Source organism: uncultured Roseobacter sp. (assembly GCF_947492555.1).
Classification (GTDB): Bacteria; Pseudomonadota; Alphaproteobacteria; order Rhodobacterales; family Rhodobacteraceae; genus Roseobacter.
Window position 1 is genome coordinate 357,982 of the sequence record NZ_CANLNE010000003.1, and the last position, 14,876, is coordinate 372,857.

General features: G+C 59.6%; 13 protein-coding genes and 1 tRNA gene. 11 read left to right on the forward strand and 3 right to left on the reverse strand.

All coding sequences use genetic code 11. The annotated features are described in order from the left end of the window. Positions 1-376 precede the first annotated feature (376 nt). The 8 genes from ugpB (at position 377) to Q1A07_RS14920 (ending at position 10,880) form a co-directional block, all read left to right on the forward strand. Entirely contained in the window at positions 377-1,669 is a 1,293-nt protein-coding gene (ugpB, locus tag Q1A07_RS14885; protein ID WP_299783550.1) for a sn-glycerol-3-phosphate ABC transporter substrate-binding protein UgpB, read from the forward strand. Between the two features lie 590 nt (positions 1,670-2,259). Continuing rightward, positions 2,260-4,230 (forward strand): acetate--CoA ligase, encoded by a 1,971-nt coding sequence (gene acs, locus Q1A07_RS14890; protein WP_299782679.1) that lies wholly within the window; start codon positions 2,260-2,262, stop codon positions 4,228-4,230. Further along, positions 4,230-4,916: an adenylate kinase gene (locus Q1A07_RS14895; RefSeq protein WP_299782681.1), complete on the forward strand. Its 687-nt coding sequence runs from the start codon at positions 4,230-4,232 to the stop codon at positions 4,914-4,916. The genes acs and Q1A07_RS14895 overlap by 1 nt, the downstream gene beginning before the upstream one ends. Before the next feature lie 52 nt (positions 4,917-4,968). After that, the gene (locus Q1A07_RS14900) at positions 4,969-5,229 is read left to right on the forward strand and encodes a DUF4212 domain-containing protein (RefSeq protein WP_299782683.1); all 261 of its coding nucleotides are present in this window, start codon (positions 4,969-4,971) and stop codon (positions 5,227-5,229) included. Positions 5,230-5,234: 5 nt separating this feature from the next. Then, positions 5,235-7,019, forward strand: coding sequence for a sodium:solute symporter family protein (locus Q1A07_RS14905; protein ID WP_299782685.1), 1,785 nt, complete (start codon positions 5,235-5,237; stop codon positions 7,017-7,019). Between the two features lie 103 nt (positions 7,020-7,122). Further along, entirely contained in the window at positions 7,123-8,943 is a 1,821-nt protein-coding gene (locus Q1A07_RS14910; RefSeq protein ID WP_299782687.1) for a DUF294 nucleotidyltransferase-like domain-containing protein, read from the forward strand. Between the two features lie 4 nt (positions 8,944-8,947). Further along, positions 8,948-9,466 carry a hypothetical protein gene (locus tag Q1A07_RS14915; RefSeq protein ID WP_299782689.1) on the forward strand — a complete coding sequence of 173 codons (519 nt, stop codon included), beginning with the start codon at positions 8,948-8,950 and terminating at the stop codon, positions 9,464-9,466. Between the two features lies 1 nt (position 9,467). Further along, positions 9,468-10,880: a 3'-5' exonuclease gene (locus tag Q1A07_RS14920; protein ID WP_299782691.1), complete on the forward strand. Its 1,413-nt coding sequence runs from the start codon at positions 9,468-9,470 to the stop codon at positions 10,878-10,880. A gap of 162 nt (positions 10,881-11,042) precedes the next feature. Here the strand turns inward: Q1A07_RS14920 and Q1A07_RS14925 are convergent, their stop codons facing one another. Then, positions 11,043-11,807 carry a hypothetical protein gene (locus tag Q1A07_RS14925; protein WP_299782692.1) on the reverse strand — a complete coding sequence of 255 codons (765 nt, stop codon included), beginning with the start codon at positions 11,805-11,807 and terminating at the stop codon, positions 11,043-11,045. An 87-nt stretch (positions 11,808-11,894) separates the two neighbouring features. Here Q1A07_RS14925 and Q1A07_RS14930 point away from each other — a divergent pair, with 87 nt between their 5' ends. Both Q1A07_RS14930 and Q1A07_RS14935 read left to right on the forward strand, forming a co-directional pair. Next, a complete protein-coding gene (locus tag Q1A07_RS14930) occupies positions 11,895-12,437 on the forward strand; it encodes a MarR family winged helix-turn-helix transcriptional regulator (protein ID WP_299782694.1) in 543 nt (180 codons plus the stop codon). Then, positions 12,434-13,123: an MOSC domain-containing protein gene (locus Q1A07_RS14935; RefSeq protein WP_299782696.1), complete on the forward strand. Its 690-nt coding sequence runs from the start codon at positions 12,434-12,436 to the stop codon at positions 13,121-13,123. Before Q1A07_RS14930 ends, Q1A07_RS14935 begins: the two co-directional genes overlap by 4 nt. A gap of 256 nt (positions 13,124-13,379) precedes the next feature. Here the strand turns inward: Q1A07_RS14935 and Q1A07_RS14940 are convergent. Further along, positions 13,380-13,454: transfer RNA gene (locus Q1A07_RS14940), tRNA-Gly, on the reverse strand. Between the two features lie 117 nt (positions 13,455-13,571). After that, positions 13,572-13,952, reverse strand: a complete 381-nt coding sequence (locus Q1A07_RS14945; protein ID WP_299782698.1) for a VOC family protein — start codon at positions 13,950-13,952, stop codon at positions 13,572-13,574. Positions 13,953-14,268: 316 nt separating this feature from the next. Here Q1A07_RS14945 and Q1A07_RS14950 point away from each other — a divergent pair, with 316 nt between their 5' ends. Continuing rightward, positions 14,269-14,865, forward strand: coding sequence for a VPLPA-CTERM sorting domain-containing protein (locus Q1A07_RS14950; RefSeq protein ID WP_299782700.1), 597 nt, complete (start codon positions 14,269-14,271; stop codon positions 14,863-14,865). Positions 14,866-14,876: the final 11 nt, after the last annotated feature.

Consider the following 14,876-nt stretch of genomic DNA (forward strand, 5'->3'; position numbering starts at 1 on the left):
TTTCCAGATTAATGTTCGATACAATTGGCGCAAAAAACACGAGCGCGATATGCCCTGTCAATTCAAGGCTGCGTGAGGAATGGGCGCAAGCGGCTTTACGCTTTGAAACGGCAATAAACTTTTTGAACGAATGGCGAAGTGCCCTGGTGTCCATATATGTAACTCGGATGTCACCCGGAGTTCTCGGAGCTGCGCCCGGTCTTTAAAGAGTGGCGCGGAGTTTGGGTGCCGATACGCGCATTGTGACATGCGAAATGAGCCAAACGTGTACCCTTAAACCTTGTCTCAAACTCTCTGTTGTACGATCACTGGGATATCCGCCCCGTGCGGTGGCGATGGTCATCCGAAAATGGAGTGCCCGGTGAAATTTAGTGATATGATTTTGGCTGCAGCCCTGTTTTGCTCGCCCGCGTCTCCGCTTGCGGCGCAGACGGAAATCGCGTTCTGGCATGCGTTCTCCGGGGGGCTGGCGGAGCTCATGTCAACACAAGTTGACGCGTTCAATGCCGCGCAGAACGACGTGATAGTAACCGCCGTCCGCAAGGGGGACTATGGGCAGACCCTTCGCGCCGGTCTTGAGGCTCTTGGTGCGGATGATCAGCCAAACCTGCTAATGGTTGACGATGTCGGGTCCGCTGCCATGGTCTCGACCCCAAGTGCTTTCAAACCGCTGCATGACGTGATGGTCATGCGCGATCCCGAGTTCACAGGTGACACTTACATCCCCGGCATCCGGGCTCTTTTTTCGGATCTGGACGGCAGAATGCTCTCCTTGCCGTTCAACACGTCAACACCGGTGCTTTGGGTGAACCGGGACGCGCTTGCCGCTACCGGGATTGATCCGGAAGTTGATTTGTCCACCTGGGAGCAGGTCAGCGATGTATTGAGCCTGTTGAAGGCAGCAGGCAGTACCTGTCCGCTGACAACCAGCTGGCCTAGCTGGATTCATCTGGAAAACTTCTCAGCCTATCACGACGTGCCTTTTGCCACGCAGGCAAACGGTTTGGGCGGGCGTGATGCAGCGCTTGCCCTGAACAGTGCCGCGCAGGTGGCGCACATCAACGCTTTGGGTGTTTGGGCGCAGGAAGGTAAATTCGTCTACGAAGGACGTCGCAATGCCGCCGGTGCAAAGTTCCGCGCCGGGGAATGCGCGCTTTTGACGGAAAGCTCGGCGGCATACGCCTCGATCCATGCGAGCGCGGATTTCGATGTTGACGTGCGCCCTCTACCTTACTGGCCAGCTTTGGTGGACGGGCCGCAGAATTCGAGTGTCGGCGGCGGGTCCATCTGGATCATGGAAGGGCAGACAGAGCCGGAGTATCAGGCCACAGCCGCATTTCTGGCCTATCTTAGCGCGGCCGACACGCAGGCACGTTGGCATCAAGCGACGGGGTATCTGCCGATCACCTATAATGCGGTACAGCTCACAAGGGCTCAGGGGTTTTATGCAACGAACCCGGGCACGGATGTCGCCGTGACGCAGATTTCTGTTGACGTTTTGACAGATAACTCAAGAGGGGTGCGCCTGAATGCGCTGGACCTGCTGCGTGGGATCATCAACGAAGAGCTTGAGGCCGTCTGGTCAGGAGAAGCAGATGCACAATCGGCTCTCGACAGCGCCCAGAGGCGTGGGGATGCTGTCTTGCGCCGATTTAATCAGGCCAACTGACAACAGGGCTCAGGTTGTGCGAGGAGGGGGGCAGATCGTTCCTTGCGAAAGCGGCTGGTACTTCTTTGCCTTTCCGTAGGCTGCGCGCCCGATAGAGATCTTGAGGCATTTTTGATGGTCTAATCAAGTGACGGGCATCCGGTAAACTGGGGCATTTGTCCTGTGATTTTAGCAGTTAGGTCCGCCCAAGACTTCAGGCGACTCACATCCGTGATTACACCAGTGCAAATTCCTGTAGCGCGTCTAAAAGGGTGCTGGCGGAACTCCCGGTAGACGGGAATTTTGAGCGAGTAGACAATTTGTCGCAGCTCCAAAGCCCAAGTCTGATACTGGCTGGTGTGCTTTGGGATATTTTTGCCATGGACCATGGGTTGGAGCAAGATTGTTACGGTGAAGTAATCATTGGTTAATCTTGCCGCCTGAGAACTCTTTTACAAGAAATCACTATTTCCGAAAAAATATTTACAAAAAATACCAATGAAACCAATGAAAAGGATGCCCAGTTTACAATTCTGAGTATGCTCTGAGGGCAAGCGCCATGTACCCCCGATGGTTGGGATGCAACGCGGCGCAGCACGAGGAGGATACCTATGACAACGGAAGACTTGCTAGCGCCGACCGAGGTGTCGCCAGACGTTACCGCGCGTAAACGGCCACATGTGACTGCAGAGGACTATGCGCGGATATACAACGCATCCGTGCAGGACCCTGACGCCTTTTGGGCCAAGGAAGGTCAACGGATCGACTGGATCAAGCCTTTCACCAAGGTCAAAAACACGTCCTTTGCGCCCGGCAACATTGACATCCGCTGGTTCGAAGATGGCACGCTGAATGTCTCGGCCAACTGCATTGACCGCCACCTCGAAGCGCGGGGCGATCAGACCGCGATCATCTGGGAGCCGGATGACCCGGCGAAGGACGCGGCCCAACACATTACCTACAACGACCTGCACCGCTCTGTCAGCAAAATGGCAAATGTGCTGCGGGAGTTGGGCGTCGCAAAGGGCGACCGCGTCGTCATCTACTTGCCCATGATCCCGGAGGCGGCTTATGCCATGCTTGCTTGTGCGCGGATCGGGGCCATTCACTCCATCGTTTTCGCCGGTTTCTCCCCGGACGCATTGGGCGCGCGGATCAACGGCTGTGACGCGAAAGTCGTCATCACTGCAGATTATGCCCCCCGGGGCGGACGCGAAACGCCGCTGAAATCAAACACCGACACCGCGCTGCTGCACTGCAAGGACGATGTGAAGTGTCTGGTGGTCAAACGCACCGGTGGACAGACCACATGGACAGATCGCGATTATGATTGCACCGCGTTGATGGCCGCGGCCTCGGCTGATTGCACGCCGGTTGAGGTGAATGCCGAAGACCCGCTTTTCATCCTCTATACCTCCGGCTCAACAGGCCAACCCAAGGGCGTTGTGCACAGCTCCGGTGGCTATCTGGTCTATGCCGCGATGACCCACGAAATCACTTTTGACTACCACGACGGCGATGTCTTCTGGTGCACGGCGGATGTGGGTTGGGTGACCGGCCACAGCTACATTGTCTATGGCCCGCTGGCGAATGGTGGGACCACGATCATGTTCGAAGGCGTGCCGACCTATCCAGATGCGGGCCGTTTCTGGGAGGTGTGCGCCAAGCATAAGGTCAACCAGTTCTACACGGCGCCCACCGCGATCCGCGCGCTGATGGGCGCGGGCAAGGAGTGGGTGGAAAAGCACGATCTGTCGAGCCTACGCCTGCTGGGCTCGGTCGGCGAGCCGATCAACCCCGAAGCGTGGAACTGGTACAACGAGGTTGTCGGCAAGGGCAAATGCCCCATCGTCGACACCTTCTGGCAGACCGAGACAGGCGGTCACATGCTGACGCCGCTGCCCAGCACCAAGCTCAAACCGGGTGCGGCGCAGCAGCCGTTCTTTGGCGTGCAGCCGGTTGTGCTGGAGCCGACCTCGGGCGAGGTGATCGACGGCAATGGCGTCGACGGTGTGCTGTGCATCGCCGACAGCTGGCCCGGACAGATGCGCACCGTCTGGGGTGACCATGAGCGGTTCGAGAAGACGTATTTCTCTGATTACAAAGGCTATTACTTCTCCGGTGACGGCTGTCGGCGTGACGAGGATGGCGATTATTGGATCACGGGGCGCGTCGATGACGTGATCAACGTCTCCGGCCACCGCATGGGCACGGCGGAGGTGGAAAGCGCGCTTGTGGCCCACGCCAAGGTCGCGGAAAGCGCTGTGGTCGGCTACCCACATGAGGTGAAGGGGCAGGGCATCTACGCCTATGTGACCTTGATGAACGGCGAAGAGCCGTCCGATGAACTCCGCAAGGAGCTTGAAAAATGGGTCCGCACCGAGATTGGTCCCATCGCCAAGCCGGATCTCATCCAATGGGCGCCGGGCCTGCCGAAGACACGCTCCGGCAAGATCATGCGGCGTATCCTGCGCAAGATTGCAGAGGATGATTTCGGCGCGCTTGGTGACACCTCAACCCTCGCAGACCCGTCCGTGGTCGATGATCTCATCGAAAATCGCATGAACCGGGGGGACACATGATGGACGGCTCAAAGACACCTGTTGCAGCCCCGGTTCTGATCCTTCTTGGGCCTCCGGGCGCGGGTAAAGGCACCCAGGCGCGCATGTTGGAAGAAACCCACGGGTTGGTCCAGCTGTCCACCGGTGATCTGTTGCGCGCCGCTGTGGCTGCGGGCACAGAGGCGGGCCAACGTGCCAAAGCGGTGATGGAGGCGGGCGATCTGGTCAGCGACGAGATCGTGGTCGCGATCCTGCGCGACAGGTTGGCGGACGCGGATTGCGCGCAGGGTGTGATCCTCGATGGCTTCCCGCGCACAACTGTTCAGGCTCAGGCGCTGGATGCGCTGTTGCAGGCCAACGGCCAGCGGATAAACGCCGCGATCAGCCTTGAGGTGGATGACGCGGCCATGGTCGACCGCATCTCAGGGCGGTACAACTGCGGCGGCTGCGGTGAGGGCTATCACGACACGTTCAAGCCGACGGCCAAACCGGGTGTCTGTGACCATTGCGGCGGCACAGAGATGAGGCGCCGCGCTGATGACAACGCCGAAACGGTGGCGCAGCGGCTTGCGGCCTACCATGCGCAGACCGCACCGCTCATCGACTACTACGCAGGCCAGGGTGCGCTGTCGCGTATCCCAGCCATGGGCGCGATTGACCAGATTGCGGTAGCGCTCGACAACGTCGTCACCGAGGCCACGGCCTAGCCAATTGAGGGAGGCCATACCGGCCTCAGGGAACCATACGGAGGAGGGCTTCATGTCCCAAACAAATGATAACAACGCCTATTGGAGTGCCAATGTGCGTCTCATCCTGATCAGCCTCGCGATTTGGGCGCTGGTCTCATTCGGGTTCGGGATTGTCCTGCGCCCGCTTCTGGCCGGGATCGCCGTGGGCGGCACCGACCTGGGCTTTTGGTTCGCGCAGCAAGGATCGATCATCGTCTTTCTTATCCTGATCTTCTTTTACGCCTGGCGCATGAACAAGCTCGACCGTGAACACGGCGTCGAGGAGGAATAAGAACAATGGATCAGTTTACACTCAACCTGCTGTTTGTGGGCGCGAGCTTCGCGCTCTACATCGGCATCGCGATCTGGGCCCGCGCGGGCTCCACATCGGAGTTCTACGCGGCCGGGCGCGGCGTGCATCCTGTCACCAACGGCATGGCGACCGCTGCTGACTGGATGTCTGCCGCTTCCTTCATTTCCATGGCGGGGCTGATCGCCTTCACCGGCTATGACAACTCGTCGTTCCTGATGGGCTGGACCGGCGGCTATGTGCTGCTGGCACTGCTGCTGGCGCCCTACCTGCGCAAGTTCGGCAAGTTCACGGTGTCCGAGTTCATCGGCGACCGGTTCTATTCCAGCACCGCGCGCATGGTGGCGGTGATTTGCCTGCTGGTGGCTTCCATCACCTACGTGATTGGCCAGATGCAGGGGGTGGGCATCGCCTTTGGCCGCTTCCTTGAGATCGACGCCTTCTGGGGTCTGCTCATCGGGTCCTGTGTGGTCTTTGCCTATGCGGTCTTTGGCGGCATGAAGGGTGTGACTTACACGCAGGTGGCGCAATACTGCGTGTTGATCACCGCCTATACGATCCCGGCGGTCTTCATCTCGCTACAACTGACGGGCAACCCGATCCCGGCGCTGGGTCTCTTTGGCAGTACCGAGAGCGGCGAGCCGCTGCTGGTCAAGCTGAACCAGATCGTGACCGACCTGGGCTTTGCCGAGTATACCGCAGCGCATGGCTCGACCATCAATATGGTGCTCTTCACCCTGTCGCTGATGATCGGTACCGCCGGTTTGCCGCACGTGATCATGCGCTTCTTCACCGTGCCGCGTGTGTCGGATGCGCGCTGGTCGGCAGGCTGGACGCTGGTCTTCATTGCACTGCTCTATCTGACAGCCCCGGCTGTGGGTGCGATGGCACGGCTGAATATCTCCGAGCTGATGTGGCCCAATGGCACAAGCGGTGAAGCGGTCAGCGTTGAGCAGATCGAAAGCGATCCGGAATACGCCTGGATGGCCACATGGCAAAAAACCGGTCTGCTTGGCTGGGAAGACAAGAACGGCGACGGCAAGATCCAGTACTACAACGATGCCAATGCCGATCTGCAGGCCAAGGCGGCGGAGAATGGTTGGGAAGGCAATGAGCTGACCAACTTCAACCGGGATATCCTCGTGCTCGCCAACCCAGAGATCGCAAGCCTGCCCGGCTGGGTGATCGGCCTTGTGGCAGCAGGCGGCCTCGCGGCGGCGCTGTCGACGGCAGCGGGTCTGTTGCTCGCGATCTCCTCTGCGGTCAGCCATGACCTGCTGAAAGGGCAACTCACGCCGAACATGTCGGAGAAATCCGAACTGCTGGCGGCCCGTATCTCGATGGCAGCGGCGATTGTGGTGGCGGTCCTTCTGGGGCTCAATCCACCGGGCTTTGCGGCTCAAACGGTGGCCTTGGCCTTCGGTCTCGCGGCAGCCTCGATCTTCCCGGCGCTGATGATGGGGATCTTCTCGACCCGCATCAACAACGCAGGCGCCGTGGCGGGCATGCTGGCCGGTCTGGTGGTCACGCTGCTTTACATCTTCCTGCACAAGGGCTGGTTCTTCATCCCGGACACCAATTCGTTCACGGATGCCGACCCGCTGCTGGGCCCGATCAAATCCACCTCTTTCGGTGCGATCGGGGCGGCGGTCAACTTCACGGTGGCCTACATTGTCTCCGGCATGACCAAGGAGACCCCGCAGGAAATCAAGGACCTCGTCGAAAGCGTGCGCATCCCCCGCGGTGCAGGCGTGGCCGTCGAAGGTCACTAAAACCGCCTGACGTCGCCACCCACCAGTGGCGGCGCCTCCCAAATCAGGCCCGTCCTGCCCGATCCTCCCTCGGGCAGGACATCCCGCTTCAGGAGGCTGACATATGCCCCTCTCGGCCCACCAAAGACAGTTTCTCGCCTCCGTGCACCCCTACGACAGCCTGTCGGATGCTGATCTCGATGCGCTGGCAGAGGTTTGCGAGGCAAAGGACTTCGCACCCGGAGAAAACGTGTTCGTGGTTGGAGAGGCCGCGACAAGCCTTTACATCATTGTCGCTGGCGAGGTTGAAGTCACCGACGAAACCGATGTGCAAATCTCAATTCTCGGGCCCCGCAATTCCTTTGGCGAAAGGGCCCTGCTGCGGGGCGAAGAGGCCAGCCGCACGGCTAGAACCACCCAGGACACGACGCTGATCGTGATGCCATCAGCAACGTTCTACGCGCTGATCGACGCCCACGCGCCGGTCGCGAAATTCTTCGACCGCCGCCGCCCGCCGCGCTCGGATCAGAAGGATCTGGCAACGCTGCCGGTAGGGCAGCTGATGACACGCGACCCGGTGACCTGCGCGCCCGACACCCCCATCCGCACAGCGGCCGCGCAGATGCATGCCAAAGGTATCTCGTCGATCTGCGTCAGCGATGCGCAGGGCTTTCGCGGCATCGTCACGCTACGCGATATGACGGGCCATGTGGTGGCGGGCGGACATGACCCTGACGCGCCTGTGTCCTCGATCATGACCGAGCACCCGCTGACCCTCGGACCGCAGGCGCTGGTGACGGATGTACTGCACCTGATGGTAGAGCGCGGCATCGGGCATGTGCCCATCGTCGAGGGGGCTGACCTCCTGGGCATCGTCACGCAAACCGACCTCACCCGCGCGCAGGCGATGTCGTCGGCGGATCTGGTGGGCCGCGTGGCCAAGGCGGCCGATGCGGCCGAGATGGCGCGCGCCACGGCGCAAATCCCGGAGCTGCTGGTGCAACTGGTCGAGGCGGGCAACCGGCACGAGGTCGTCACCCGCCTGATCACCGACATCGCCGATACCGCAACGCGGCGCTTGCTGACGCTGGCCGAAGCCGAGCTTGGGCCGCCGCCCGTGTCCTACCTCTGGCTCGCCTGCGGCTCACAGGGGCGGCAGGAACAGACGGGGGTGTCTGATCAGGACAACTGCCTGATCCTCTCGGACGAGATGACCGAGGCGCATCATCACTATTTCGCGGCACTGGCCAAATACGTCAGCGACGGTCTGGACACTTGCGGTTATTTCTACTGCCCCGGTGACATGATGGCGACCAACCCGCGCTGGTGCCAGCCGCTGCAGGTCTGGAAGGACTACTTCCGTGGCTGGATCGCCACGCCAAACCCCGAAGCACAGATGCTCGCCTCGGTGATGTTCGACCTGCGCCCCATCGGCGGCGATCACAGCCTGTTCGGCAACTTGCAGGAGACCACTCTGGCGGCGGCGTCGAAGAACTCCATCTTCACCGCGCATATGATCTCCAACTCGCTCAAGCACCAGCCGCCGCTGGGGCTGTTGCGCGGGCTTGCGACGATCCGATCGGGCGAGCACCGAAACCAGCTGGACCTCAAGCACAACGGTGTCGTGCCCGTGGTCGATCTCGGCCGTGTCTATACGCTGCAGGGACACCTCAGCCCGGTGAACACCCGCGCGCGGCTCGACGCCGCCCAGAAGGCCGGAGTTCTTTCAGCCTCGGGCGGCGCAGACCTGCTGCACGCCTATGACCTGATCGCGACGACGCGGCTCGACCATCAGGCGGCGCAGATCAAGGCGGGTAACAAACCGAACAATTATCTCGATCCCGCCACACTCTCGGATTTCGAGCGCAGCCACCTGCGCGACGCCTTCGTGGTCGTCAAGACGATGCAATCCGCTGTGGGATCGGGCAAAGGCGCGTTAGGATAGGTCCATGTTTGTCGAACTCATCGCTACCATCTTCGCCGGGATCGCCTGTGCTGGCGTTGCCATGCTGCTCAACATCATCACCGGGCGCCGTTTACCGAAGTGGGTCATGCCCGTCGCTGCGGGCGCGGGCATGATCGGCATGACGATCTCCAATGAATACACTTGGTTTGGACGTACTGCAGAAAGACTGCCCCAGGGTGTGCAGATCGCCACAACGGTTGAGGAACAAGGCTGGCTACGCCCGTGGACCCAAGTGTGGCCCTATACCAAACGCTTTGCTGCCGTCGACACGGGCACGGCGCGTAGACACCCGAACCTGCCCGATCAGCGGCTTGCGGATATCTATTTCTTTGGCCGCTGGTCGCCGGTCAACCAGGCCCCGATGTTGTTTGATTGCAGGCTGTCGCAATCCGCCCTGCTGATTGACGGGGCTGATTTTGCCGCGGATGGCACTGTGTCCGATGCTGATTGGCAGACAATGCCCGCGGATGATCCGATCCTGACACTGGTGTGCGAGACCTGAGATGTTCACGAACCTCTCCCTGCGCTTTCGCGTCTTTCTCTTCTTCTGCCTCGTGGCATTTGCGAGTGCGGCGCTGGCGGCGGGGGCGCTGGCTTTTGGCTGGTCGCGCGGCGACGCGGGCCTGCCCGCGGCGCCTTTTCTCACCGCATTCGTTGCCTTCACCTTTCTGAATACCGGATTCGCGCTCGGCATCTGGCTGCTGTTCGACGAGAATATGGCCAAACCCATCACGCGCCTCTCGGCCGATCTGCGCCTGCGCGCGCACTCCGGTGTCGACTGTGCCGTCGATACCGAAGCGGCGCGCTATCTCGGCGATCTGGCGCCCGCCGCCAGCGCGCTGTCGGAGACGATGAACAGCTCGGTCATGGACACTGCCGCCGAGGTCGCGCGCGAGACGGAGCGGCTGAAAGCGGAGAGCGCGCGGCTCACCGCGTTGCTCACCGAAATCCCGATTGCAACGATCCTGCTCAATCCGGCACGGGAAATCGTGCTCTATGATGCGCAGGCTGCTGACGTGCTGTCACAGATTGCGCCGCCGCGCTTGAAAGCACCGCTCGCCGATTACTTCGACCTCAGCCCGCTGCATGAGGCGATGGATAAGTTGTCGAAAGGGGCGGGAGAGGTAACTTTTACACTGCAGAACACCGCTGGAAATGGCGATTTCAACGCAAGGCTGAAAGCCCTGGGTGGCGATGGTCATATGCTCTGTCTGGACGTAAAGACGGTGAAAAGCCCGCCGATAGACCCGCGTCCACTGGTGTTTGATTTCGATCTGATGAATGCGTCCGAGACAAAAGAGATCAGGGAAATGCCGTTGCGCGATCTTTGCTTCGTGCCTTTTGATACCGAGACAACCGGTCTGTCGGTCGAAAAGGATGCGATCGTTCAGCTGGGCGCCGTACGGGTGCTGAATGGTCGGATTGTCGAGGGTGAAGTGCTGGATACCTATGTCAATCCCGGCCGTCCCATCCCGCCCGCCTCAACGAAGATTCACGGTGTGACTGATGCCGATGTCGCAGCAGCGCCTGATATCGGAACGGCTGGTCGCAGCTTTCACCACTTCGCCCGAGATGCCGTTCTCGTCGCGCATAACGCGCCTTTCGACATAGGCTTGTTGCGCAGGTTCCAATCCGACATGGAAGTGGAGTGGAACCATCCGGTATTGGATACCGTGCTCCTGTCTGCCGTGGTCTTCGGCACCAATGAGGAGCACTCCCTCGATGCGCTTTGCGATCGTCTGGCGGTGAGCTTGCCAACGCATCTACGTCATACCGCGCTCGGCGATGCTCAAGCGACTGCGCAGGCCTTGGTCAAGCTTTTGCCGTTGCTTGAGGGCAAAGGTCTTCGCACGTTTGGCAACCTGCTGGAGGCCACTCAAAAACACGGGCGCTTGCTACAGGACATGAATGGCTAGTTCCCTTTCAGAAGGCGGCAAGTGTCGCGCCTGGCATCTGGCGACCAATCTGGCTGGAGAGAGAACCGGCTCCTCCGAAAGCCCTGACCCTCAGTCCTGACGTATACCAGAGAGCGGTACCTTGAAGAAATAGGGGGGCCACTGGCCCCCCAGGGTTGGCTCTTACTTAATTTTTCCGGGCAAGCTCAGATCGCCAGAGGCGACATCGAAAACATCCACGACGCAGAGCAGAGGTGAATGAATGTTCGCATTCACGCGCAAGGCAGATGTCACGCCGTCGTAGGCGACGCCTGCCAATTCGACATCGCTTCGAAAGCCGACGTTGATCGCAATCTCCGGACCATCAAAAAGCGGTGTGAACCCCGGACTGTCGAGAAAGATCGGAAAACCTGGCCAAGTCGCCGGGAGTTGGGGGCTCTCCCCCTCGGGAATATCGCGCACGGCAAGCGCGCCCACGCCGCATGCCTCGGTCGGCGTCAGAACCACCCAATGACTGTGCCAGATCACGCCGTCATTGGTTGGATCGCCATCGTTGTTTTCATCATAGAGCGGCGTGTCGTCAAAGTCGGGGTGGCTGGTCGCCGCCAGCGCGAGAATTCCCGTGCCGCTTTCGAAACCGACGGCGGAAGGATCCAGTGACGTGGGCCAGACATAGGACAACACGGTCGAACCGCCCACTTCACCAATAGGGTGAGGGACATCGGCGCCCGCCATGCCGTTTGTGGTCATATGGAACGTGACGACATTGCCGGTGCGGTGTGCATGTGCCGCCAGAATGTCGAATGAGGCAACCTTTGTGCCATCTGCATCTGAGAGAACTGCGCCTTTCTGGGTGACCGCGTGCCCGTGATCGTGATTGCCCGCCGCGAAGGCCGTCGCGCCGAGAAGGACAATACCTGCAGAGAGGGCAAAGAGAGTTTTGGTCATGTCGTATCCTTTCAAGTGATTTCGACTCACTATTAATATCGAGTCGAAACTATTGCAATAATAATTTCGACTCGATACATTGTATCCATGGCAACAGATACGCATATCCGTGAACTGATAAACCGACTTGCAAGGTTGGATGCGGCCGCTGGCTGGGCAGGGGATTTGAACCCCTCGCAGCGCGCCGTACTCGGCTATCTTTGTCGGGCCAACCGATTTTCCAGAAGCCCGTCGCATGTAGCGGATTATCTTGGAACAACTCGGGGAACGACAACCCAATCGCTGAAATCCCTACTCCAGAAAGGATACGTGAAGGAGCATCGTTCAGAGCATGACAGACGGGTTATCAGCTATGAGTTGACGCAAGCGGGACGCATGGCCGCGGAGCGCCCTGCGCCGTTGCAAAGTGCAGTGTCTGCGCTCGGCAGGGATGATCAGAACGCCTTGCAAAGCTTGCTGCGCAACGCGCTTCAAAATGCGCTCGCTGAAAATGAGGGCCGCGAATTCGGTCTGTGCAAAACCTGCATTCATCATCGAAACGTTGAAGGTGTTCCCTTTTGCGCATTGTTGGACGTGACGCTGTCACCTGATGAAGGAAATCAGATTTGTCATGAACAGGAGAGCGTATGACGGCGTCCCTGACATCCCGGATAGACGGGCTTTTCGTTGGCCAGATACAAAATCGCTGGGAGGGCCGGGAGCCCTCGGCGATTGGCAAAACGGCGGTCACCAGCCCCATGCTGATCGATGAAAACGGATTTGTTGAGGATGCGCAGGCCGATCTCAAGAACCACGGGGGATGTGACAAGGCGATCCACCACTATGCTTCGGACCACTACGCATCATGGATAGCAGAAGGAGAGATTCCGGTGGGGACGATCCCGGCTGCATTCGGCGAAAATGTCGCCACGTCCGGCATGACCGAAGATATGCTATGTGTCGGAGATATCCTGCGTTTCGGAACAGCTGTCGTTCAGATCAGTCAAGGGCGACAGCCTTGCTGGAAGGTGTCCGAGCATACCCGGAACAGCCGTATGGCCTATCTGTTCCAGAAGACAGGGCGGACGGGCTGGTACTACCGGGTTTTGGAGAATGGCCGGGTGGCGGTGGGTAACGAGGTGCAGCTCATTGAGCGCCGACAGCCCGACTGGTCGGTCAGGCGCGTTACGGCTGCGCGCCTCACGCGGCGTATTTCCGAGGAGGATGCGGCGGAGTTGGCGATGGTGCCTGAGCTCGCCGAGGGCTGGCGTGTTGCATTCTCCAGAATGGCATCCGGAGATCGGACCGAAGACACCAGCCGACGGCTGGAAGGCTGAAACTACAGGCGAGGTTTCTCAAGCTGCTGCCGAGCAACCAATGGGTAAGACGGGTCATATCTGTCTTACTTCCATACGTCCTGCGCCTTGCTGAAAGGCGATCACGAAAAGCATCGTGGCCAAATGTCTGCTTTCAGCATTTGGCCGACCAAAAGGATCACATATTCCGATTGTGAACGGCTGCCGATCAAATAACCGAAACCCAACGAAAGACAGGTCTCTCTTTTAGACGCGATTCTTCGTGAATGGTCCCCATTGGAGCGGGCGAGGCGATTCGAACGCCCGACCCTAACCTTGGCAAGGTTATGCTCTACCCCTGAGCTACGCCCGCATCCTTGGGTGAGGCGTGAGATACCTGCGCTGCTCGCTGCCTGCAAGTGAAAAATCGGCTCGCGATCCAAAAAAGTTGGCAGGTTTTCACCGCGCATGTCACAACACGCGCGCCCGCTTACGAGGCTTTCTGGATCAGGTCCCAGCGGTTGCCAAAAGGATCGCGAAACACGGCCACCGTGCCATAAGGCTCGGTTCTGGGATTTTCTTCGAAAACGATGCCATGTGCCAGCAGGCGGGCATGGTCGCGTGCAAAATCCTTCGTTTCCAGAAACAGCCATACCCGGCCGCCGCCCTGATGGCCGATCATGGCTTCCTGCTGCGCGCCATCCGCACGTGCGAGGATGAGGGAGAGTGCCGCGCCCGGTGCCCGCACTTCGACCCATCTTTTCCGGCCCTGAGGTATGTCCGCGACAAGGTCGAACCCCAGTATGTCGACGAAGAAGGCGAGGCCCGCTTCATAGTCGGGCACGAGGATGGAGAAGGACGATATCTGCATGCGATCTTCCTGCCATGGATACCGGGAAAGCGACATGGAAAACCGAACCGTGGTCGGAATTGATTCGCCCTCCGCGCCCGATCTCACTCCGATAAGCCCGTCGGCTTTTGGTTGTGTGCCGGGGTGTTACTGGTCATCACGATTGAGATTTTCCACCGGTGGTGGAAATTGTACCCCCGATGCCGGGGTTTTTTGAGTTCGATGGTCTTGCCGCTTTGGGTTTTCACGGAATTTGCGTTAAGCTCTGGGGCGGTGGGTATGAATTTCAACCCGCTGCAGACGCCGCTTGTGCGGCACGTGGTTTAGGGGATTTGAAGTGAACTGGATTTTTAAATCTGTCGCAGCCGGCATCATAGCGCTTGGCTTGAATGTCAGCGCGGCGAGCGCGGCGGTCATTGAAAGCTGTGGGAACAAGGATTTCTCGGCAACGCAGGACGGCATGGATCTGTCCGTGACGGACCCGGGTTCCATTTGTGGCAATCTCGGTGGTCCGCAGGGGAACTCAACCGGTGCAGCCAGCCCGATCGCGGCCGCCGGCTGGATATCTGGCGCGGAGGTACAGGGCAGCAATCCCGATGGCGCCAGCGGCCAGGGTGACGGTAACCTGTCGTTGGCGATAAGTATCCTCGACAACACGTGGACGATCCTGAACCCTAACAACTACGAGAAAGTCGGTCTGTCGGTAAAGCATGGGAACGGGTTTGCGTTCTACAATCTCGATCTGACCAAGGCCCTGACCGGGACCTGGTTCACCTATGACAATGCAAATTCCGGCGCTGGCAACGCGTTTTCGCATATCAATGCGTGGTACATGGGGGACCCGGTTTCGCCAGTTCCACTGCCAGCCGCGGGTTGGATGCTGATCGCGGGGCTTGGCGGCTTGGGCGCGATGCGCCGGTTCCGCAAATCCTGACCATAGCCGAG

What these genes read in the sequence shown, in the direction of transcription:
- Q1A07_RS14935 (WP_299782696.1), top strand. Translation starts at nt 12,434, where the DNA reads ATGACGGCGTCCCTGACATCCCGGATAGACGGGCTTTTCGTTGGCCAG.
- Q1A07_RS14905 (WP_299782685.1), top strand. Translation starts at nt 5,235, where the DNA reads ATGGATCAGTTTACACTCAACCTGCTGTTTGTGGGCGCGAGCTTCGCG.
- Q1A07_RS14895 (WP_299782681.1), top strand. Translation starts at nt 4,230, where the DNA reads ATGGACGGCTCAAAGACACCTGTTGCAGCCCCGGTTCTGATCCTTCTT.
- Q1A07_RS14910 (WP_299782687.1), top strand. Translation starts at nt 7,123, where the DNA reads ATGCCCCTCTCGGCCCACCAAAGACAGTTTCTCGCCTCCGTGCACCCC.
- Q1A07_RS14925 (WP_299782692.1), bottom strand. Translation starts at nt 11,807, where the DNA reads ATGACCAAAACTCTCTTTGCCCTCTCTGCAGGTATTGTCCTTCTCGGC.
- Q1A07_RS14930 (WP_299782694.1), top strand. Translation starts at nt 11,895, where the DNA reads ATGGCAACAGATACGCATATCCGTGAACTGATAAACCGACTTGCAAGG.
- Q1A07_RS14915 (WP_299782689.1), top strand. Translation starts at nt 8,948, where the DNA reads ATGTTTGTCGAACTCATCGCTACCATCTTCGCCGGGATCGCCTGTGCT.
- ugpB (WP_299783550.1), top strand. Translation starts at nt 377, where the DNA reads ATGATTTTGGCTGCAGCCCTGTTTTGCTCGCCCGCGTCTCCGCTTGCG.
- Q1A07_RS14945 (WP_299782698.1), bottom strand. Translation starts at nt 13,952, where the DNA reads ATGCAGATATCGTCCTTCTCCATCCTCGTGCCCGACTATGAAGCGGGC.
- Q1A07_RS14920 (WP_299782691.1), top strand. Translation starts at nt 9,468, where the DNA reads ATGTTCACGAACCTCTCCCTGCGCTTTCGCGTCTTTCTCTTCTTCTGC.
- acs (WP_299782679.1), top strand. Translation starts at nt 2,260, where the DNA reads ATGACAACGGAAGACTTGCTAGCGCCGACCGAGGTGTCGCCAGACGTT.
- Q1A07_RS14900 (WP_299782683.1), top strand. Translation starts at nt 4,969, where the DNA reads ATGTCCCAAACAAATGATAACAACGCCTATTGGAGTGCCAATGTGCGT.